This window comes from Streptomyces kryoterrae (assembly GCF_054072135.1).
The window spans coordinates 3,235,115-3,256,118 of the sequence record NZ_CM133358.1 but is presented as its reverse complement, the minus strand read 5'-3'; the positions used below and the strand labels follow the sequence as shown (position 1 = coordinate 3,256,118).

The following is a 21,004-nucleotide window of genomic DNA, read 5'->3' as shown; positions in this document are numbered from 1 at the left end:
CTCAACTTGAGTGCCGAAGGAGAGATCATGGCTTCGACGTCCACACCGCTCACACTGCCCGTGCTGCCGCTCGACGACGAGGTCGTGCTGCCCGGCATGGTTGTTCCGCTGGACCTGAACGACGCCGAGGTGCGGGCCGCCGTGGAGGCCGCCCAGTCCGCCGCGGGCAGCGAGCCCGGCAAGCCCAGGGTTCTGCTGGTGCCGCGTATCGACGGGACGTACGCGAACACCGGTGTCCTCGGCACCGTCGAGCAGGTCGGCCGGCTGGCCGACGGGGATCCGGGCGCCCTCATCCGAGCCCGGGGGCGCGTGCGGATCGGCGCCGGGACCACCGGCCCGGGGGCCGCGCTGTGGGTCGAGGGGACGCGGATCGACGAGACCGTCCCGGACCCCGTGCCCGGTCATGTCACCGAACTCGCCAAGGAATACAAGGCCCTTGCCACCGCCTGGCTCCGGAAGCGCGGCGCCTGGCAGGTTGTCGACCGCGTACAGGCCATTGACGACGTTTCCACCCTTGCCGACAATTCCGGTTACTCGCCCTTCCTCAGCACCGACCAGAAGATCGAACTGCTGGAGACCACCGACCCGGTGGCCCGGCTGAAGCTCGCCACCCAGCAGCTGCGCGACCACCTCGCCGAGCAGGACGTCGCCGAGACCATCGCGAAGGACGTCCAGGAGGGCGTCGACAAGCAGCAGCGGGAGTTCCTGCTGCGGAAGCAGCTCGAAGCCGTACGCAAGGAACTGCGCGACCTCAACGGAGAGAAGGACGGCGAGGAGTCCGACGACTACCGGACCCGCGTCGAGGCCGCCGACCTGCCGGAGAAGGTGCGCGAGGCCGCGCTCAAGGAGGTCGACAAGCTGGAGCGGTCCTCCGAGCAGTCGCCCGAGGGCGGCTGGATCCGGACCTGGCTCGACACCGTTCTCGAACTGCCCTGGAACGAGCGGACCGAGGACTCGTACGACATCCAGGGCGCCCAGGCCGTGCTCGACGCCGAGCACGCGGGCCTGGAGGACGTGAAGGAGCGCATCACCGAGTACCTCGCCGTGCGCAAGCGGCGCGCCGAGCGCGGGCTCGGGGTCGTCGGCGGGCGTCGTGGTGGCGCCGTGCTCGCGCTCGTCGGGCCGCCCGGGGTCGGAAAGACCAGCCTCGGCGAGTCCGTCGCGCACGCCATGGGGCGCAAGTTCGTCCGCGTGGCGCTGGGCGGGGTCAGGGACGAGGCCGAGATCCGCGGCCACCGGCGTACGTACGTCGGTGCGCTGCCCGGGCGCATCGTGCGGGCCATCAAGGAGGCCGGGTCCATGAACCCCGTCGTTCTCCTCGACGAGATCGACAAGGTCGGCTCCGACTTCCGGGGCGACCCCGCCGCCGCGCTGCTCGAAGTCCTCGACCCGGCACAGAACCACACCTTCCGCGACCACTACCTCGAAGTCGAACTCGACCTGAGCGACGTGGTGTTCCTCGCCACCGCCAACGTCCTGGAAGCCATTCCGGAGGCCCTGCTCGACCGGATGGAGCTCGTCCGGCTGGACGGGTACACGGAGGACGAGAAGGTCGTCATCGCCCGGGACCACCTGCTGCCCCGGCAGTTGGAGCGGGCCGGCCTGGAAGGCGCCGAAGTCGCCCTCGACGAGAGCGCGTTGCGCAAGCTCGCCGGGGAGTACACGCGGGAGGCCGGCGTCCGGAACCTGGAGCGGTCCATCGCGCGGCTGCTGCGCAAGGTCGCCGCACAGCACGAACTCGGGGAGCGGAAGCTGCCGTTCACCGTCACGGAGGACGACCTGCGCGGACTCATCGGGCGGCCCCACCATGTGCCCGAGTCCGCCACGGACCCGGCCGAGCGGCGTACGGCCGTACCGGGGGTGGCGACCGGGCTCGCGGTCACCGGGGCCGGCGGTGACGTCCTCTACGTCGAGGCATCGCTCGCCGATCCGGAGACCGGCGCCGCCGGACTGACCCTCACCGGGCAGCTCGGTGACGTCATGAAGGAGTCCGCGCAGATCGCGCTCTCCTTCCTGCGCTCGCACGGCGCCGAACTGGAGCTGCCCGTGGGCGACCTCAAGGACCGGGGCGTGCACATCCACTTCCCGGCGGGGGCCGTGCCCAAGGACGGTCCGAGCGCGGGCGTCACCATGACGACCGCCCTCGCCTCGCTGCTCAGCGGACGGCTCGTCCGGACGGACGTCGCCATGACCGGCGAGGTCTCGCTGACCGGGCGGGTGCTGCCCATCGGCGGTGTGAAGCAGAAGCTGCTCGCCGCGCACCGGGCCGGCGTCACCACCGTGATCATCCCGAAGCGCAACGAGGCAGACCTGGACGACGTCCCGGCCGAGGTCCTGGAGAAGCTCGACGTCCACGCCGTCACGGACGTCCGCCAGGTCCTCGAACTGGCGCTCACCCCGGCGGAGAACTCGGCGGAGGTGAGGGTTCCGGCAGCGGCGTGACGGACGCTGCCGGTCGGCTAGGGCCTGTCGTTTGGATCACGTCGGTTTCGGGCTGCGGCGCCTTTGTCTGCCGGTGAGCGGGGTGTGGTGCGTGCAGCTGCAAGGCGGAGGAGGGCGTCAACGCGGAGCGTTGGCAACCGACGACAACGCGGCAGATGTGCGTGCCACACCCCGCGGCCCAGGCGTGATCCAAATGACAGGTCCTAGGGCCCGGGTCCCGGAAGGGGTCCGGGCCTTCCCGTACGCCGGTTCGGAGGTTGGAGGGAACCCTCGGTGACACCGGCGCCCCAGCCTGCGAAATACTGTCCGAGCTGCGGCAATGGCCGTGTTGGGCGGAAACCTTCAGAGCGGCGAAACCGGATCAGGGGTGCTGACGTGCACGAGGACGGGAACGGCGAGGGGAACCCCGGCGGGCGGCATGTCGGGTCCACCACCCCCGGGCGCGGGGTCGAGCGGGAATTCCTCGCCCTGGAGCGCGAGTTGACGGTGTTCCTGCGGCGCGCCCGGGCCAGCTCAGGGGAGATGGCCCGCGAGGTCCATCCCGACCTGGAGGCGTCGGCGTACGGGCTGCTGGTGCGGCTGGAGGAGTGCGGGCGTCAGCGTGCCACCGAGCTCGCCGCCTACATCGGCGTCGGCAAGGCCACCATGTCCCGCCAGCTGCGCGCCCTGGAGGAGCTGGGCCTCATCGCCCGCGAGCCGGACCCGGCCGACGGACGCGCCTGGCTCGTCCACCTCACGGACGAGGGCCGCGTCCGCTTCCGCGCGGTCCGGGAGGCACGACGGGAGCGGTACGTGCGCGAGCTGGCCGCCTGGGACCGTGTCGAGGTGGCCGAACTGGCCCGGCTGCTGCACCGGCTCAACCTGGGCATGGAGAAGTAGACCCTTTCGCTCTACAGCTCCACGTACACCACCGTCGCGTCGTCGTGTGTCTTGCTGCGGCCAAGGCGTGTGCGGCCCCCGTCCGCGTCCGCCCGCTCCAGCTCCCTTACGCGGTTCACCAGCGCCCCCGGGCCCTCCTTGCGTACGGCGGTGAAGCAGGCCGTCCAGTCGCCCTCGGTGAACCTCTCCACCCAGCGGGTCGCCCCGTCCGTCAGCGCGGCCAGGGCGCGGACCTCGGCGCGCGGGAGTGAGCCCGTCACCGCGCGGGACGCCACCGACGGATCGGCCGCCGCCGTGAAGAAACCGCCCTCCCTGTTGCGTACCGTCGCGTCGGCGATCGCGTCCGTGGCCAGGGAAGCGCGGGGGACGCGGGACAGACGGTCGTCCAGGTGCGCGGTGACCGTGCCGTCCGGGGACTCGGTCAGCAGGGCCGAGTCGGACAGGACCAGGTGCTCGACGGTGGCCGGTGACCAGCGGGCGAGAACCACGGTCGCCTGGGGGGTGCGTGGGTGAGAAAGGTCACAGGTCCGCGCGTGGGTCCCGGCGGTGCGGGAGATCGCGGCCGCCAGGATCTCGGTGAGGGGCATATCCGGTTGTGAAACAGACAGTTCGGTCAGCGCGCCGCCGAGCCGGGCCGTGTACCAGGGGACGGAATGCAGACAACCCGTGGCGGCCCTGGGAGGAGTCACCCCGTCCAGCAGGACGAGCGAACCGCCCTGTCCCGAGGCGGGAAGTCCGATCGCCGCGAAGTCCTCATTGGGGCGGGCCGGATCGCCTGGCTCCGTGACGAGTTCAGTACGCATCCAGCCAGTCTGCACGAGCCCTTCACAAGCTTCCCAAAAGGCTGGCAACGATTGCCGAAACAGCGCGTAGTCGCTGGTCAGCGCCTGGTTTGGGGGAGAATGATCCACTCGGTGAAGACGTGGCAGCGGATAATGTCAAAGCCCGCCGCCCACGTCCACCCGACCCGACAGCGACGGTGGGGGCACAGGCCGGAGGAACTTGCCGCCAACTCCCCACCGATGTTGACTCCTTGATGTTCACTCCTTTGAGTGGCGGGTCGGGTGACGCGCGCTCCCTGCCCACCGGCATGGGAGGGTCGTGAGCCGGACCGTGCCGGAGGACCGGAACCGTACCGGTGAGCGGCAGGCCAGAACCATCCGGACGGCCATGCAGTTGACGGATCGTCATCCGGGTTTCGACGGACCGTCACCCGGGCCCATGGGCACACGAGTCAGGAATGCGAGCACCGGTGCAGAAGACGCGGCCTCGGCGCACAGGCAGGCAGACAGCTCCCGCAGGGGGCGCTACCGGTGACGCCCCGACCGATCCCGCGGGCCGGGGTCGTCCCGCCCACGTACGCAACCGGCTCATCGTGGCCGTCGCCGTCGTGGCCGCCGCGATCGCCGGGGCCGGCGCCCCGTCCGTCGTCGCCGCCTCCTCGCAGCTGCACGACTCCCAGGATCTCGTGACGCTCGCGACGCGGACGCAGGACGCCCTCACCCTCGCCCACGCGCTCGCCGACGAACGCGACGAGGTCACCGTCTACATCGCCGCCGGCCGCCCCAAGGCGAAGGCGCCCTCCGAGCAGCGCGCGGCCCGCGTCGACCGGGAGGTCGGCGACCTGCGCGCCGACCCCGACATCCCGGCCGCGCTCCGCGACGACCTCGACGACATCGCGGCGCTGCGCACCCAGACGCTCACCGGGAAGAGCACCGCTCTCCAGTCGCACGAGGCGTACTCCGCCGCCATCGCCGGGCTGCACCGCCTCGCGCAGCAGCTGGCCGACCAGCAGCCACCCCGCGCGGGCGCCGGCGCGTACGCCCTCGCCGAACTCGACTCCGCCGTCCAGCAGGCCGCCGCCGCCCGGGGTCTCCTGCTCGCCGCGCTCAGCGTGCCGACGTCCACCGAGAACGTGTACGACCCGGTCACCGGGCTGTCGTCCGAGCAGACCGTCACCGCGCCGGCCGACGCCAGGACGCGGGCCGCGCTCAGCGCCGCCGCCCAGCAGGCCCGGCTGCGCTCGGACGCGGCGATCACCGACTTCCGCGAGACGGCCCCCGAGGCCGCCGTCGGCAGCTACGACTCCACGGTCACCGGACCCGAGGTCGACACCGCCGACAAGTACCTCGCCTCGCTCACCGACCAGCCCACCCTGTCCACCAGCGAGATCGCCACCAGCCTCGGCGGCGTGGACGCGGCTGTCTCCGCCCGCCTCGAACTGATGCGCGGCGTCGAGTCCTCCCTCTACGACCGCCGCACCAAGGCCCTCACCAAGCTCCGCGACGACGACGTCACCGAGCTGGAGATCCGGATCGCCGCCCTCGGCGCCCTCCTCCTGGTCGCCGTCGGTATCGCCACCGCCATGGCCCGCAGCCTCACCCGCCCGCTCTCCGTGCTGCGCCGCGGCACCGCCCGGCTGGCCGAGGCTCCCGACCCGCTCGCCGAGGAACCGGTCAGGTTCACCGGCCGCAACGACGAGTTCGCCCAGGTCGTCCGCTCCGTCAACGCCCTGCACGCCCGCGCCCTCGCCGTCCACGAGCGCATCGCCACCCTGGAGTCCGACCGCAAGCACCTGGTCGGCCAGCGGCAGAAGATGGCCGACGCCCGCGAGGAACTGCGCGCCGAACTCGCCGACGCGGCGGGTCAGCTGGCCCGCACCCGGGACAGCATCCACGGCACCTTCGTGAACCTCGCGCTGCGCACCCTGGGCCTCGTCGAGCGTCAACTCGCCGTCATCGAGGGCCTGGAGGAGCGCGAGCAGGACCCGGACCGGCTCGCCACCCTCTTCAAGCTCGACCACTTCGCCACCGTCATGCGCCGGCACAGCGAGAACCTCCTCGTCCTCGCCGGCGCCGAACACGGCCACCAGCACGCGGGTGCCGTCCCGCTCGTCGACGTGGTCCGCGCCGCCGTGAGCGAGATCGAGCGGTACGAGCGGGTACGCATCGCCGCGCTGCCGCCGCACGCGCATCTCGCCGGGTTCGCCGCCGACGACGTCAGTCATCTGCTGGCCGAACTCCTGGAGAACGCCACCTCGTTCACCCCGCCCGAGCTTCCGGTGGAGATCTCCGGCTGGCTCCTGGAGAGCGGCGAGGTCATGCTCTCCGTCCAGGACGAGGGCATCGGCATGACCGCCGAGCGCCTGGTCCGCCTCAACTCCCGCCTCGCCGACTTCGATCCGGACGTCCCGCACGACACGTACGGGTCCGGCGAGGAGGGCGGCGCCGCCGAGGAGGAGGGCGGCGACGGGCTCGGGCTCGGGCTGTACGTGGTCGCGCGGCTCGCCCATCGGCACGGGGTGCGGGTGCAGTTGCGGGAGCAGAAGCAGGGCGGGGTCGCGGCGGTCGTCGTCCTGCCGAAGGCGCTGCTGGCCCTGGACCCGGCCGCCGTACCGCCGTCGGCCACGTCGACGCCCGGCGGCTCGGCACTGTCCTTCCCGGGGGCCGACGCCGAGGTCAACTCCAATGTCCTGCAAGGGCGTTCGGAGGCCGAGGACCCGGCCGAGGAGTCGGGCGAGAGGCCGGCCGACACCCCGGTCCCGGCCGACACCCCGGACCCGGTGATCGCCGCCGCGGAGCGGGCCGTACGGAACGCGGAGGCCGACGCCGAAGCGGACGCGGACGCGCCCGAGCCCCTCCCCGCGTCCGAGATCACCATGGAACTGCTCGTGCCGGAACCCCCGGCCGAGGACACCGCCGAGCCGGCCGTCCCCACGGCTCCCGACAGCGAGACCACCGCCCCGGACCCCTACGCCATCGGCCCCGACACGCATGAACGCGTCGAGGAGGAACCGATCACCGACAAGGGGCTGCCCAAGCGGACGCCGAGGATCACCGCGCCCGCCGCGCCGCCGAGACCACGGATGGGTTCCGTCGACGCCGAGGCCCTGCGCCGCAGGCTCGGCGGGTTCCACCGCGGTGCGCGCGACGGACACCGTGACGTCGAGGCGGAGCTCGCGGAGCAGACGGGACGGACGGCGCGCACGGCAGAGCCGGCACGTGCCGAAGAAACCACGGGGGGAACAGTCGAGGAGGCAAGCAGTTGACCGCGCCCAGTACCTTCGGCCTGAGTAGTGAAGCCCGCAACCTGCACTGGTTGCTGAGCAATCTCGTCGAGGAGGTGCCGGGACTGACATCGGTCGCGGTGGTCTCCTCGGACGGCCTGCTCCTGCTCTCGTCCGACCCAGACAGGAACGCGGAGCGCCGGCCCGACCGGCCGACCGGCCCCAGAGGCTCCGCCGCCGACCTCGCCACCATCGTCTCCGGCATCGGCAGCCTCACCATCGGCGCCGCCAAGCTGATGGACTACGGCGGCGTCAAGCAGACCATGGTCGCGATGGAGGACGGCACCCTCTTCGTGATGTCGATCAGCGACGGCTCGCTGCTCGGAGTGCACGGCTCACCGGACTGCGACATGAGCGTGGTGGCGTACCACATGGCGCTCTTCGTGGGCCGCGCCGGCCACGTCCTGACCCCCGAACTCCGCAGTGAACTACGGGAGTCGATCGAACGCGGGGCGGCGGACAACGAGCCGGCTGCGGTCGGTCCGATGGCCGTCCGGTCCGTGCCGGGCCGGTCCGCGGGGGGCGTCAAGTGAGTACGCCCGCCGCGCCCAGGCTGCCCGTCCGTGGCGGCGACCGCAAACCGGCCCGGGTACGCCCGTACTCGCTGACCGGCGGCCGGACCCGCTTCGGCCATGTTCTCCTCGTCGAGACGTTCGTCGCCGCGATCGAAGCGCCCGAGGAGCGCAAGGAGTTGGAGAATGGTTCCCTCAGCACCCGGGTCATGCCGGAGCTGCGGGCCATCGTCGAACTGTGCCGCCGGATGCGTACGGTGGCCGAGATCGCCGCGCTGCTGAAGATGCCGCTGGGCGTGGTCCGCGTGCTCCTCAGCGACCTCGCGGACCAGGGAAGGATCCGGGTGTACGGAACCGGTCACGGGCCGGGGCAGCCGGACCGCGCGCTGCTGGAAAGGGTACTGAGTGGACTCCGTCGTCTCTGACGTCGCCCGTGGTGTCTCCCCGCTTCTCCAATTGTCGCCCGACGAGGAAGAGTTGCGGCCGTGGCAGGAGGACCGCACCCGTGCGCCGATCGCCACGAAGATCGTGATCGCGGGCGGCTTCGGTGTCGGCAAGACCACGATGGTCGGCACCATCTCGGAGATCGAGCCCCTCCAGACGGAGGCGCTGATGACCGAGGCGAGCGAGGGCACCGACGACCTCACCGCGACCCCGCAGAAGAGCACGACGACCGTGGCCATGGACTACGGCCGCGTCACGCTCGACGACGACCTGGTGCTCTACCTCTTCGGTACGCCGGGCCAGCAGCGGTTCTGGTTCATGTGGGACGACCTGGTGCGCGGCGCGATCGGCGCGGTCGTGCTGGCCGACACCCGGCGGCTGAAGGAGTGCTTCCCGGCGCTCGACTACTTCGAGAGCTGCGGGCTGCCGTACGTCGTGGCCGTCAACCACTTCGACGGCAGCGCCGAGTTCGACCCGGAGGACGTACGGGAGGCGCTCACCGTCCCTGCGCACATACCTGTCATGATCATGGATGCGCGGCGCCGTCTCCCGGTGATCGAGACCCTGCTCGCCCTGGTGGGCCACGCGCTGGACGTCAGTCCCGAGTAACTGCGACGTAACTGCGACAAGGGGAGAGACCAGACAGTATGCGGAAGACACTCGTCGTCGGAGCCGGTCAGGCCGGCCTTCAGATTGCCCTCGGACTCCAGTCGCACGGGTACGAGGTCACCCTGATGTCCAACCGGACCCCGGACGAGATACGGTCCGGCCGGGTCATGTCCACGCAGTGCATGTTCCACACGGCCCTCCAGCACGAGCGCGACCTCCAGCTGAACTTCTGGGAGTCCCAGGCCCCGAAGATCGAAGGACTCGGCGTCTCGGTCGCGGCCCCCGGCTCGCACGATCCCGGCCCGACCCAGCGCGCGATCGACTGGGTCGGCACCCTCGACGGCCACGCCCAGTCGGTCGACCAGCGGGTGAAGATGGCCGGCTGGATGGAGACGTTCGCCCAGCGCGGCGGCCAACTGGTCATCCATGGCGCCGCGGTCGGCGACCTCGACTACTTCTCCCGTACGTACGACCTCGTCCTGGTCGCCGCGGGCAAGGGCGAGCTGGTGTCGATGTTCGCCCGCGACCCCGAGCGCTCCCCGTACCGCGAGCCGCAGCGCGCGCTGGCCGTCGCCTACGTCCACGGCCTGGGCCCGCGCCCCGAGCACCCGGACATGGACGCGGTCCGCTGCAACCTGGTCCCGGGCGTCGGCGAGCTGTTCGTCATGCCGACGTTCACCACCTCGGGCCGCGCCGACATCCTGTTCTGGGAGGGCATACCCGGCGGCCCCCTCGACGTCTTCCACGGCGTCCGCGACCCGGCCGAACACCTCTCCCTGACCCTGGAACTCATGGAGCGGTTCACGCCGTGGGAGTACGCGCGGGCGACCGAGGTCGAACTCACCGACGCGGGTGGCACGTTGGCCGGCCGCTACGCCCCCACCGTCCGCAACCCGGTCGGCCGTCTCCCCGGCGGCGGTCTGGTCCTCGGCGTGGCCGACGTGGTCGTGGCGAACGACCCGATCACCGGCCAGGGCTCCAACTCCGCCTCGAAATGCGCGGCTTCGTACCTCGCCTCGATCCTGGAACAGGGTGAGAAGGAGTTCGACGAGACCTGGATGCGGGCCACCTTCGACCGCTACTGGGACACCGCCCAGCACGTCACCAAGTGGACCAACGCGATGCTCGCCCCGCCGCCGGAGCACATCATCAACCTCCTCGGCGCGGCAGGCCAGTTGCCCCCGGCCGCCGACCGCTTCGCCAACGCCTTCGACGATCCGTCGGACTTCGAGAACTTCTTCTATGAGCCGGAGAAGACGGCCGCCTACCTGGGTTCACTCACGGGCGCGTAGTCGGCGGCGGTGTCGGTGGCCTGCGTGGGCTCGGTCGCGAGGGAGTACCCCTCGTCCGGGCCCGCCGTGGCGTCGGCGGGGAGCTTCGGCGGTGTGTACCGCCGCAGGGGCTCCCCGTCCGGGTCCGGCCGTACGGCGCCCAGCACCGGGTTGGCCGCGATCGGCGACACCTTCACCTTCGCGCCCGGACGCGGCGCCTGTACGACCATCCCGCCCCCGAGATAGAGGGCCACGTGCGTCGCCCCGGGGAAGTAGACGACCAGGTCACCGGGGCGCAGCTCGGCCAGCGGGATGTGCGGCAGCCGCGCCCACTGCTCCTGGCTGGTCCGGGGAATGGGCCGCCCCGCCTCCTCCCAGGCCTGTGAGGTCAGCCCAGAGCAGTCGAACGACGCCGGCCCCTCGGCACCCCACTCGTAGGGCTTCCCGAGCTGAGCCACGGCCTGCCGGAGCGCCCGCTCACCCTCCTCGGACGGCGTCCGGTCGGCGCTGAGGGCGCCGGAGGTGATGAACTCCCGCTGTTTCCCGGTCACTTCGCCGCGCTCCAAGTCGGCCAGATCGGCGAGCTGTTCGGTGCTGAGCGTGGCGAGCAGCTCCTCGACCTCCCTGAGCCGCTTCCGTACGGCGTCCCGGTCCCGCTTCTGCTGATCGGCGAGGGTGAGTTGCTCGTCCAGGGCGGCACGGGCCGCGCGCGCCAGACCGTCGGTGCGCCGCTCGCCGCCGACCAGCCGGCCCACCGTCTCGGCCCGCTCCAGCGACAACTGCCGGATCACATGGCCCTGTTCGAGCGCGTGCTGCGGATCGCGGGCCAGCAGCAGCTGGACGTACGGGGAGATGCCGGTGCTGCTCTGGTACTGCTGCCGGGCGAGCCGACCGAGGGCGCCGCGCCGCTCGTGCAGGGAGAGGCGGGCGCGCACGAGCTGTCCGTCCAGCCGTCGCACCTCGGCGCGCTGCCGCTTCAGCTGTCCGGCGGTGGCGTCGTAGGTCTCGGTGGCCCGCTCGGCCTCGCGGTACAGGCGCTGAAGATCCGTCAGGAGGGCGGCGACGGAGGGTTCTTCTCCAGCGGGCGGCTCGCCGGGGGACTGGGCCGCCGAGGGGCTCGGGTCCGGTGCGGCCAGTGCGGGGACGGGTGCGAGGAGTGTGCCGGCCGCCATGGCCGCCGTACAGACCAGACGCAGAAGCCTTCCTGACACGTCATCACCTCCGGTGCGGAGCAGCCCTTCCGCTCCGCACCGCGAGCTTGTGACGCGGACGCGAGCTCCGCGCGCCGAGCGTGCGCGGTTCGGCCCAACCCCGTCACCCGTCGGTGTCGTCCGGCTTGCCCTGCGGCGTGGCGGCTGGTCCTGTGGCCGGTTTCGACCACGGCCAGCGGAGTCTGCCGTCGCCGGCCGTGTCGCCCTCGGGGTCGTACGTGTACTTCCAGCCCGGGTGGAAACCCAGCTTTCCCGGCCGGCCCTTGGGGGCGCGCCGGTAGACCAGTACGGTCGGGGGGCCGCCGGCCGCGTCCGGTACCGGGACCTTGTACGTCTTCGGCGGGTGGCCGGTCGGCCCGAGCAGGATGGGCAGCACGCGGCCGTCCAGGGGGCCGCCCTCGAAGGCGGTGTCTTGGCTCTTCACGGGATCAGTTTCCGGTATCCGCGCCCAGCGCGTCGCGTACGACCGCCGCGGTCTGCGGGTCGCGTCCGGCGGTCACGGTGAGCGACGCCGCGAACTGCTCCACCAGCCAGTCCCGCAGCTCGCCTACCGGCGGCTCCTTGCCCTCGTCCAGCCAGATCAGCGAGGCCGCCTCGACCGAGGTGATCCACATCCGTACGGTCATCCGCAGCCGGGGGCCGGGTTCCACGACCCCGAGATGGCTGAGGATGTGCTGGGCGGCGGTACGGCGGACCCGGTCCACTATGGCCGTCGTACGGGACGTCTCGACGACGCTGCCGCCCTGGAGGAGGGCGCTGAAGCCGGCGTCGTGCTCGTCGACGAAGGCCAGGTAGCGGTCCAGGGCGCGGGAGAGGCGCCGGGGGAGCGGGCCCTCGGGGGGTTCGTCGAAGCAGAGTTCCAGTTCCTCGGCGGCGGAGCGGAGCGCGCCCTCGTACAGCTGCTGCTTGCCGCCGGGGAAGTAGCGGTACACGAGGGGGCGGGAGACGCCGGCCGCCTCCGCCACGTCGTCGAGCGAGACGTCCTCCGGGGGGCGGTGCGCGAAGAGGGAGAGGGCGGCTTCCAGCAGTTGGTGTCTGCGTTCCTCGACGCCTAGTCGTCGGTATGCGGGTGTGGGGGCGCCGGAGGTCATGAGCCGCAGCGTAGTCGCGGTCCTCAGTCGCCGGCCGGGCCGGAGGGCGCCAGCAACCCCGACGAGATCCACAGCCGCCGCCCCACCCCCCGCAACACCCCGATGTCGTCCAGGAAGTCGGTGAGCCGCCGTGCCCCCGTCCGCATCACCTCCCGCCGGTGTCCGCTCGCCCGGACCTGCGCCACCGCCTCCGCCCTGTCCAGGCCGACGTTCGCGTAGACGTCCGGGTTGACGAAGGCCACCGAGAACATACGGGCGAACTCGCCGGACGTGACGCGGGTGTACTCCTGGGACCACCTCGGGGCCGTCACCATCTGGCGGCGGAGCTCCTCGCGGGCGTAGCGGACGTGGCGGGCCTCCTCGACCACATGGATCCTCGTCACGCCCCTGATCAGCGGCTGGACACGTTCGTCCGGGAACGTCAGGCGCTGCATCCAGTCGAGGACCTCCTCGCCGAGCAGGGTCGCCGTGAAGGAACCGGGTGTGGTGGACACCGTCTTGAAGAAGCGGCCCAGGTTCTGGTGTGCGCGGCTGACCGGGTAGTACGGGGTGCCACCGCGGCTGATCAGCCGGGCGAACATCTTCGAGTGACGGCACTCGTCCTCGATCTCCGTCAGGGCGTAACGGACGTGCGCGCTCGTCGCCGCCTTGTCGTAGATGTGCCGTACGAGGAGCTGCATCAGGATGATCTCGAACCAGATGCCCAGCGAGGCGAGCGCCGCCGCCTCGTGCCGGGAGAGCAGGATGCGCTGCTCCTCGCTCATCCGTTTCCACAGGGGAGTGCCGTAGAGGGACACCAGCTCGGGCGGCCAGAACCACTTGCCGTCCTCGAAGGGGGCGTCCCAGTCCAGTTCCTTGTCCGGGTCGAAGGAGTGCTTGGCGGACGCGTCGAGCAGCCGTTCGGCGACCTGCTCCCGGTCCTTGAGCACGCCGAGCGCGTCGCGGAGTATCTCGGCTTCCGTCACTGTCGTCACACTCTTATGAGACCGCTTGTCAGCAAGTCGGTCAATGCCTTGGGGGCTACTTACGCGTAGACCCGCGCGAAGCCTTATGTGTGGCTTACGCCGTCACCCGAGTGCAGTAGCGTGCTGGCGTGTCCACGACTCCGCCGCCCCAGCCGCCCGACAACCCCTTCGGCCCGTCCCCGACGTCGGGGCCCTACGGCCAGCAGCCGCCTATGCCGCCGTACCAGAACCCGAGGCAGCCGGGGCCCTATGACCAGCAGGCGCCTCCGCCGCCGCAGCAGGGCCCGCGTCAGCCGGGCCCGTACGGCGAGCAGTCGCCGTACCCGCCGCCCTACGGGCACCAGCAGCCCTACGGCGCGCCCGATCCCGCTGCCTGGGGCGCCCCGGTGGCGCCGCCGCCCAGGAAGAGCCGGCTCGGGCTGATCCTCGGCATCATCGGCGGTGTCGTCGTGCTGGCGGTGGTGGGCGTGGCCGGCCTCTACTGGATCGGCGTGAAGTCCGACACCGGGTTTCCCGACGCCGAGTACAAGCTGACGCTGCCGCAGAAGGTGCTCGACGAGAAGTACGAGCTCGCCGGCGACCTCTCCCGCTCCGAGGGCAAGGCCATCGAGTCCGAGGCCGACGGCGCCTGGGACGCCCGGGACACCAAGGCCGTGGTCGGCCAGTACAGTCTCGGCGGCGACCAGGCCAAGGGCACGCTGGTGATCTCCGGCATGTACGGACGGTTCAAGAACACCGGCCTCGCCCGCGACAACATGATGAAGGGCGCCGCCGGCGGCGCCGGCGCCAAGGTGGCCGTCAAGCCCAAGGACTTCGAGCCGGCCGGCTCCGACGTCACCGTCACCTGCGAGGTGCTCGTCCAGACCCAGAGCGGTACGCAGCTCACCATCCCCATCTGCGGCTGGGTGGACGGCAACACCGGTGCCTCCATCGCCGAGATCACCGCCGACACGGTCACGAAGAAGCCCGCCGAGGTGGACCTGGCGACGGCTGCCGAGACCGCCGTCAAGATCCGCGACGAGATCAGGAAGCCGATCGGCTGAGCGACTCCGGTACCGGGTCAGGTGCGAGGTCCGGCACCGGGTCCGCCGGCGGACTCGCGGGGCCGGGCGGGAACGACGTACGCAGGGTGAACGCGTACTCCGTGGGTCCGTGTGCACGCAGATGGAGGAGGCGGGTCTCCGCCTCCTCCACGGTCGGCCGGTGTCCCGCGGGCACCCACCACAGGGTCGTGACCGCCTCCTCCAGCCGCTCGAAGAACTCCCGGCGGCGCGCCAGCAACTCCCGGTGCTGCCCCTGGTACATGAACGCCGTGAGGGCGTTCGTGTCCCGCCACACCGACATGTTCACCAGGATCCACTCGTCGTCGAACATGCGCGTGTCGGTCGCGTCGCCCGTCTCGCCCTGCAGCCTCCAGACGAATCCGTCCGAGGCGTCGGCGACGGCGTTGACGGGGTTGAGGCCGTCGGCGAACGGCTTCAACTGAGCTGAATCCAGAGGGGCCTTGAGGCGGCCGATGTTGACCTGGGCGAGTTCGTACGCGGCTTCGGATGATGGCGTCATGGCCGCACGGTAGGTCGGGGGTCCGACCCTCGCATCCCCTTTTCTCACCTGTCGAGCACCGCCTCCATCACCGCCCGCGCGATCGGCGCCGCCGTCCCGCCCCCGCTGATGTCCGTACGGTCGGCGGAGGCGTCCTCGACCACCACCGCGACGGCCACCGTCGGCTCGACGTCCCGTTCGCCCTGCGCCCAGGAGATGAACCAGGCGTACGGCGTACCGGAGTTGCCGATGCCGTGCTGGGCGGTGCCGGTCTTGCCGCCGACCGTGGCGCCGGGGATCGCCGCGTTCGTGCCGGTGCCCCGCTCCACGACGTCCCGCATCAGCTCGCGCATCCGTACGGCGGTCGACGGACTCATCGCCCGGAGCCGGCTCCGTACGCCCGAGGTCGCGACTGTCGTGCCGTGCGCGGTGGTTGTCCGCTCCACCAGGTAGGGGGAGGGCACCTGGCCGCCGCCTGCGACCGCCGCCGCGACCATCGCCATCTGCAACGGCGTGGCCCGCGTGTTGTACTGGCCGATCGCGGACAGCGCCAGCTGCGCCTTGTCGACGTGGCGGTCGAAGGTGCTCCGCGCGACCGAGAAGGGGACGCGCAGCCCCGCGTCGTTGAAGCCGAACCCGTCCGCCGTGGTCGTGAGGTCGGCGATGCCCACGTCCACGCCGAGTTTGGCGAAGACCGTGTTGCACGACCAGGTGAACGCGGCCCGCAACGAGGCGTCCGCACACCCGTCGCCCTCGTTCGTCAGGGCCGTGGACGTACCGGGGAGGCGGTACGGGTCGGGGGAGCTGGTCGGCTCGTCCAGGTCGGTGACCACCCCCGCGTCGAGCGCCGCCGCCGCCGTGACCACCTTGAACGTCGAACCCGGCGGATACGTCTGCCGCACCGCCCGGTTGAGCATCGGCTTGTCCGGATCGCCGTTCAGCCGCCGCCAACTCCTCTCCACGGCACGCCCGTTGCCGGACAGTGCCGCCGGGTCGTACGACGGCGCGGAGACCAGGGCGAGGATGCGCCCGGTCGACGGCTCCACGGCCGCCACCGCACCCTTGCGTCCGCCGAGACCCTCGTATGCGGCCTGCTGGGCGGCCGGGTCGATGGTGGTCACCACGTCGCCGCCCGGGTTCCGCGCGCGCGTCACGTCGTTCCACAGCGGGAACGGGGAGAGCAGCGGATCGGTGCCCGAGAGGATGCCGTCCTCCGCGTGCTCCAGGAACGTCGTGCCGTACACCTGGGAGGCGAAGCCGGTGACGGGGGCGTACAACGGGCCGTTCTTGTACGTCCGTTCGTAGCGGAGCTGCTCCCTGGTGTCCATGGACCCGGTGACCGGCCGGTGGCCGACCAGGATGGCGCCGCGCGGCCGGCCGTAACGGGCGATCACCTGGCGGCGGTTGGCCGAGTTGTCGTCGTAGCGCTGGGCCTGGACGACCTGGACGCGGGTGATGTTGACGAGGAGGGCGAGGAGCAGCAGGGCGCAGAAGAGGGCGGCGTGCTTGATGCAGCGCGTCATCTGCCGTGGTTTCCGCGGCCGTTCCGGTGGTCTTGTCATGGTGTGCGCCGCCTGTCGTCGTCCTCTACGGGCTGTCGGCGGGCCGAGTCGCTGATCCGGATCAGCAGCGCCACGATGATCCAGTTGGTGACCACGGACGAGCCCCCCTGCGCCAGGAACGGCATCGCCATACCGGTGAGCGGGATCAGGCCCGACACCCCGCCCGCGATCACGAACACCTGGAGCGCCACGATCGAGGCGAGGCCGACCGTGAGCAGCCGGCCGAAGGGGTCGCGCAGCGACAGGCCGGCCCGGTAGCCGCGCTCCACCAGAAGGGCGTACAGGATGACGATCGCGGAGAGGCCGGCCAGCCCGAGTTCCTCGCCCGCCGTCGCCAGGATGAAGTCCGACTTGGCCGCGAAGCCGATCAGGATCGAGTGGCCGAGACCCAGGCCGGTGCCGAGCATGCCGCCCGCCGCGAACGCGAACAGCGACTGGGAGAGCTGGTTGGGACCCTGGCCGGCCTCGATCGTCGCGAACGGGTGCAGCCAGTCCTCGACGCGGCTGTGGACGTGCGGTTCGAGGGTCCCGACGGCGAAGGCGCCCAGCGCGGCCAGCAGCAGACCGACCGCGATCCAGCCGGTGCGGCCCGTGGCGACGTACAGCATGACCACGAAGAGGCCGAAGAAGAGGAGCGAGGTGCCGAGATCGCGCTCCAGGACCAGTACGCCGACGCTGAGCAGCCAGATCGCGACGATCGGGCCGAGAACGCGCCCGGTGGGGAGCTGGAGCCGGCGCAGCCGCCAGATCTGGCGGCCGGTGTACGCGAGCGCGCCCCGGTTGGCGGCGAGGTACGCGGCGAAGAACACCGCCAGCAGCACCTTCGCGAACTCGCCCGGCTGGAAGGAGAAACCGGCGATCCGGATCCAGATGCGGGCCCCGTTCACCGCCGGGAAGAGGATCGGGAGGGTGAGCAGGACGAGGGCGGCGGCCACACAGACGTACGCGTACCGCTGGAGGACCCGGTGGTCGCGCAGCAGGACGACGACCACGATGAACAGCGCCACGCCGACCGTGGACCAGACGAGTTGGGCGGGCGCGGCCCGATGCCCCGGCGTCTCCAGGTCGAGCCGGTAGATGAGGACCAGACCGAGGCCGTTGAGCAGCACGCCGATGGGCAGCAGGAGCGGGTCGGCGCAGGGGGCGCGCCGGCGCACCGCGAGATGGGCGAGGAGCGCGAGCACGCCGAGCCCGGCGCCGTAACCGGCGGCGCCGGGCGGGACCGTGCCGTTCCTCGCGAGGCCCACATCGCAGTAGCCGTACACGGAGAGGAGGACGGCGACGACGAGGAGGGCCAGCTCGATGCCACGGCGCCGGGGGACGCGCGGGGCGGGAGCGGAGGGATCGGCGGGCTCCGACAGCCAGGGCTTCGGGGATTCCTCGTACTCCGCCGCCACGGTGGTTCCGGGCTTCGTCATGTCCGAAATCTACCTAAAATGGATGGAATTCCGCGTGACGCTGTGCCGGGTAAAGGGCACGACCAGGGTCAGCAGAAGCGCGGTGCGGCGCCGATGTTGTCGATGTACCGGGCGGCGCCCCAGGCCCAGGTGCCGTCCGTCAGGAGGTACCAGAGCGAGTTGCCGTCGACGTTCTCGCCGCCGGTCTTGCAGAAGATGTTGACGATCGCACCCTTCGGGACGACCCGGATGATCGCGCTGCCGCGGTTCGGCGCGCTGCGCAGCCGCAGTCCGCCGTTGGCGGTGACGATGCCCTTGTAGAGGACGGTGCTGTTGCTGTTGCTGCTGGTGTTGTTGTGCTGGCCCCAGTTGCTGTTGCTGCTCTGCTGGTTGCTGCTCTGTTGGTTGTTGCTTTGCTGGTTGTTGTTCTGCTGGTTCCAGCCGTTGTTGCTCTGCTGCTGCCCGCCGCCGTCGTTGTTGTTCTGCTGGTTCCAGCTGTTGTTGCTCTGCTGCTGCTGCTGCCCGCCGCCGTCGTTGTTGCTCTGGCTGCTCTGGCTGCTCTGGCTGCTCTGGCTGCTCTGGCTGCTCTGGCTACTCTGATTGTTCGGGTTGCTCTGGCTACTCTGATTGTTCGGGTTGCTCTGGCTGTTCTGTTGATGCTGCTGGTTCCAGCTGCTGCCCCAGTCGTCGTCGGCGGGGCTCGCGAGGGCCGGGGTGACGGCGCCGACGGAGAGTGCGGTGGTGGCGGCGGCGATGCCGAGGCGGGTCAGGGTGGTCCGCGGTGACATGTGGACTCCTTTGGCAGGACAGAGCTGACTAACCGCCACGCTAGGAGCGGGTCGTGTAAGGCGCCCGTCACGCTGGGCCGTTGGTGGCGGGCCCCCGTGATTCGGCCAGCGTGAGCGTCGCCAGAGCGCCACCGCCGTCACGCTCCGGCACGTTGGCGAAGGCGAGCCGGGCGCCCAGTACCTCCGCCTGGCCCAACGCGATCGTCAGCCCGAGCCCGTGCCCGGTCGCCCCGCCCTCCGTACGGAACCGTTGCGGCCCGTGCTCCACCAGGTACTCCGGAAAGCCGTCACCGTGGTCCCGTACGGTCACGACCGGCCCGTCGACGGTCAGCGTCACGGGCGTACGGCCGTGCCGGTGGGCGTTGGCGACCAGGTTCCCGAGCACCCGTTCGAGACGGCGCCGGTCGGTGTCGACGAGGGCGTCCCTGGCGACGACGATCTCCGTGTCGGCTCCGGTGGCTCCGGAAGCCCGCACGACCCGTTCGGCGAGGGCGCCGAGCGCCTCCGTGTCGGCCTCCAGCCGTTCCTTGCCCGTGTCCAGCCGGGAGATCTCCAGCAGGTCCTCGGTGAGCGTCCGCAGCGCGGCGACCCGGTCCCTGACCAGCTCGGTGGGCCGTCCGGCCGGCAGCAGTTCGGCCGCCGCGTGCAGCCCGGTGAGCGGGGTGCGCAGCTCGTGCGCCACGTCGGCGGTGAAGCGCTGTTCGCTGAGCAGTTTCCGCTGCAGCGAGGCGGCCATGGTGTCGAGGGCGGCGGCGACGGCGGCGACCTCGTCCGGCGAACGGTTCGGGTCCTGCGTACGGGCGTCGCCGACGCGGGCGTCCAGGTCGCCGGCGCTGATCCGGCGGGCCACCTGGGCGGTCGCGTGCAGCCGGCGGGTCACCCGGGTCACCGCGAACGCGCCGACCAGCAGCGTCGCGCCGATGGCGAGGCCCGACGACCACAGGATGGCCCGGTCGAGGCCCTCGATCGTACGGGCGCTCTGCGAGTAGTCGAGCGCCACGGCGAGCGCGTGTCCGCCGTCCGCGGGTCCGGCCGCCCACATCGTCGGCTCCCCGTCGTGGTCGGTGACCATCGTGCCGCGCTCCCCGGCCGCCGCGAGCGTCCGCAGCGCCTTCGGCAGCCCTTCGGGATCGATACCGGTGTGGGGCCGCAGAGCGTCCCCGGCCTCGTACGCGGCCGTGGCCTCCACCAGCCGGGACAGCGCGCGGTCGCGGGCCTGGTCGACGGTCTGGTGGGTCACCGAGACATGCACGAGGACGCCGAGCAGGGCGGCGAGGGCGCAGCACATGCCGGTGATGAACAGCGCGGCCTTGGCGGCGAGGGTGCCCGCCCATCCGGGCAGCGAGACCCTCACCGGGAGCTCGCGGAGGTGGCGGGCAGGGGGGAGGGGACGCGCTTGGGTTTGCCGGTACGCAGGAACTCGTCCCGGGTGAGCAGCATCGCCTTCTGGTCCGCGTCCCAGGTCCACTGGGTGCGGTACTCGTACCCCGGGATCTGCGACGGCGAGCGGATGATCACGGCCCGGCCGGCCAGTTCCACGGCGGTCACGGCGTCGTCGTTCGCCATGATCTGCACCAGCCTGTGCCGCTGGAAGGTGTACACGCGTACGGCCGTCCCGTTGCCCGGCAGCAGCCGGAAACCGAGGGCCATGTCGTCGCGGCCGTCGCCGGTGAGGTCGCGGTAGTAGGCCTTGAGGACGGGACAGGCGCCGGTCCTGCTTCCGGTACGGCCCTTGCCGCCGCAGGAGGCCATCCCGGCGGCCGTCCCGGTGTACGGGGCGCCGTCGGCGGTGTAGGTGTCGGCGTGCCGGGCGATCTCCGCCTGTACGACGGCCACCGGGTCGACCTTGTGGATGTCGTCGCCGGGGGCGGTGACGCCCTTCACGGTCTCGGTCTCGGCCTCGCCGTAGTCCCAGGCGGGACTGGACGCGGCGGGCAACTCGGGCCAGAGCCGGGCGGGGCTGACGGCGGTGGCGGTCGGCCCGGCCCCGCGCAGCCCGCCCGCGTCACCACAGGCGGAGGTAGCGGTGGCCAGGGCGAGGACGGCGAGGGTGGCGCGGGAGATCCGCGGGGCGCGGACAGCGCGGGAGATGCGGCTGGCGTTCACTGCACTCCTGCGTCGGCGTTGGCACGGGCGTCGGGAAGGGGACGGCGGGCGACGGTCGATGAGTCGCCACGTCCACGACACCTTATTCGCAGGGAAGGCGCATTTCGTCGGGCGGGTTA

19 protein-coding genes are annotated in these 21,004 nt (G+C 71.5%); 8 read left to right on the top strand and 11 right to left on the bottom strand.

All coding sequences use genetic code 11. The annotated features are described in order from the left end of the window. The first annotated feature begins 27 nt into the window (after nt 1–27). Nucleotides 28–2,442, top strand: coding sequence for an endopeptidase La (gene lon, locus ACW4TU_RS13590; RefSeq protein WP_457427943.1), 2,415 nt, complete (start codon nt 28–30; stop codon nt 2,440–2,442). A 375-nt stretch (nt 2,443–2,817) separates the two neighbouring features. After that, complete coding sequence (locus tag ACW4TU_RS13585) at nt 2,818–3,321, top strand: MarR family winged helix-turn-helix transcriptional regulator (RefSeq protein ID WP_457427941.1); 504 nt, start codon at nt 2,818–2,820, stop codon at nt 3,319–3,321. Between the two features lie 11 nt (nt 3,322–3,332). Here ACW4TU_RS13585 and ACW4TU_RS13580 read toward each other — a convergent pair whose 3' ends face one another. Beyond that, nucleotides 3,333–4,124 carry a hypothetical protein gene (locus ACW4TU_RS13580; RefSeq protein ID WP_457427939.1) on the bottom strand — a complete coding sequence of 264 codons (792 nt, stop codon included), beginning with the start codon at nt 4,122–4,124 and terminating at the stop codon, nt 3,333–3,335. A gap of 437 nt (nt 4,125–4,561) precedes the next feature. Between ACW4TU_RS13580 and ACW4TU_RS13575 the strand changes: the two genes are divergently transcribed. From ACW4TU_RS13575 to ACW4TU_RS13555, 5 genes are read left to right on the top strand one after another with little or no spacing between them, the layout of a single operon-like run. Next, nucleotides 4,562–7,369, top strand: coding sequence for a sensor histidine kinase (locus ACW4TU_RS13575; protein ID WP_457427937.1), 2,808 nt, complete (start codon nt 4,562–4,564; stop codon nt 7,367–7,369). After that, a complete protein-coding gene (locus tag ACW4TU_RS13570; RefSeq protein ID WP_457427935.1) occupies nt 7,366–7,920 on the top strand; it encodes a roadblock/LC7 domain-containing protein in 555 nt (184 codons plus the stop codon). The genes ACW4TU_RS13575 and ACW4TU_RS13570 overlap by 4 nt, the downstream gene beginning before the upstream one ends. After that, nucleotides 7,917–8,324: a DUF742 domain-containing protein gene (locus tag ACW4TU_RS13565; protein WP_457427933.1), complete on the top strand. Its 408-nt coding sequence runs from the start codon at nt 7,917–7,919 to the stop codon at nt 8,322–8,324. The genes ACW4TU_RS13570 and ACW4TU_RS13565 overlap by 4 nt, the downstream gene beginning before the upstream one ends. Continuing rightward, the gene (locus tag ACW4TU_RS13560) at nt 8,305–8,952 is read left to right on the top strand and encodes a GTP-binding protein (protein WP_457427931.1); all 648 of its coding nucleotides are present in this window, start codon (nt 8,305–8,307) and stop codon (nt 8,950–8,952) included. The genes ACW4TU_RS13565 and ACW4TU_RS13560 overlap by 20 nt, the downstream gene beginning before the upstream one ends. 38 nt (nt 8,953–8,990) lie before the next feature. Further along, the gene (locus ACW4TU_RS13555; RefSeq protein WP_457427929.1) at nt 8,991–10,244 is read left to right on the top strand and encodes a styrene monooxygenase/indole monooxygenase family protein; all 1,254 of its coding nucleotides are present in this window, start codon (nt 8,991–8,993) and stop codon (nt 10,242–10,244) included. Here ACW4TU_RS13555 and ACW4TU_RS13550 read toward each other — a convergent pair. The 4 genes from ACW4TU_RS13550 to ACW4TU_RS13535 form a co-directional block, all read right to left on the bottom strand. Further along, nucleotides 10,217–11,434 carry a C40 family peptidase gene (locus tag ACW4TU_RS13550; protein ID WP_457427927.1) on the bottom strand — a complete coding sequence of 406 codons (1,218 nt, stop codon included), beginning with the start codon at nt 11,432–11,434 and terminating at the stop codon, nt 10,217–10,219. The two genes, ACW4TU_RS13555 and ACW4TU_RS13550, sit on opposite strands and share 28 nt — an antisense overlap. A 103-nt stretch (nt 11,435–11,537) precedes the next feature. Further along, a complete protein-coding gene (locus ACW4TU_RS13545) occupies nt 11,538–11,858 on the bottom strand; it encodes a hypothetical protein (RefSeq protein ID WP_457427925.1) in 321 nt (106 codons plus the stop codon). A gap of 4 nt (nt 11,859–11,862) precedes the next feature. Continuing rightward, entirely contained in the window at nt 11,863–12,525 is a 663-nt protein-coding gene (locus tag ACW4TU_RS13540) for a TetR/AcrR family transcriptional regulator (RefSeq protein ID WP_457427923.1), read from the bottom strand. Nucleotides 12,526–12,548: 23 nt separating this feature from the next. Further along, nucleotides 12,549–13,499, bottom strand: a complete 951-nt coding sequence (locus ACW4TU_RS13535) for an AurF N-oxygenase family protein (protein ID WP_457427921.1) — start codon at nt 13,497–13,499, stop codon at nt 12,549–12,551. 119 nt (nt 13,500–13,618) lie between these two features. Between ACW4TU_RS13535 and ACW4TU_RS13530 the strand changes: the two genes are divergently transcribed. Further along, entirely contained in the window at nt 13,619–14,533 is a 915-nt protein-coding gene (locus tag ACW4TU_RS13530) for a hypothetical protein (protein ID WP_457427919.1), read from the top strand. Here the strand turns inward: ACW4TU_RS13530 and ACW4TU_RS13525 are convergent. The 6 genes from ACW4TU_RS13525 to ACW4TU_RS13500 form a co-directional block, all read right to left on the bottom strand. Next, entirely contained in the window at nt 14,514–15,053 is a 540-nt protein-coding gene (locus ACW4TU_RS13525; protein WP_457427917.1) for a DUF3291 domain-containing protein, read from the bottom strand. The genes ACW4TU_RS13530 and ACW4TU_RS13525 overlap by 20 nt on opposite strands. A gap of 44 nt (nt 15,054–15,097) precedes the next feature. Continuing rightward, a complete protein-coding gene (locus ACW4TU_RS13520; RefSeq protein WP_457427915.1) occupies nt 15,098–16,555 on the bottom strand; it encodes a penicillin-binding transpeptidase domain-containing protein in 1,458 nt (485 codons plus the stop codon). A gap of 35 nt (nt 16,556–16,590) precedes the next feature. Next, nucleotides 16,591–18,012: an FtsW/RodA/SpoVE family cell cycle protein gene (locus ACW4TU_RS13515; RefSeq protein ID WP_457427913.1), complete on the bottom strand. Its 1,422-nt coding sequence runs from the start codon at nt 18,010–18,012 to the stop codon at nt 16,591–16,593. A gap of 68 nt (nt 18,013–18,080) precedes the next feature. Then, nucleotides 18,081–18,779, bottom strand: coding sequence for an SH3 domain-containing protein (locus ACW4TU_RS13510; RefSeq protein ID WP_457427911.1), 699 nt, complete (start codon nt 18,777–18,779; stop codon nt 18,081–18,083). A gap of 67 nt (nt 18,780–18,846) precedes the next feature. Further along, nucleotides 18,847–20,133, bottom strand: a complete 1,287-nt coding sequence (locus ACW4TU_RS13505; RefSeq protein ID WP_457427909.1) for an ATP-binding protein — start codon at nt 20,131–20,133, stop codon at nt 18,847–18,849. Further along, nucleotides 20,130–20,885, bottom strand: coding sequence for a hypothetical protein (locus ACW4TU_RS13500; RefSeq protein WP_457427907.1), 756 nt, complete (start codon nt 20,883–20,885; stop codon nt 20,130–20,132). The genes ACW4TU_RS13505 and ACW4TU_RS13500 overlap by 4 nt, the downstream gene beginning before the upstream one ends. Nucleotides 20,886–21,004 lie beyond the last annotated feature (119 nt).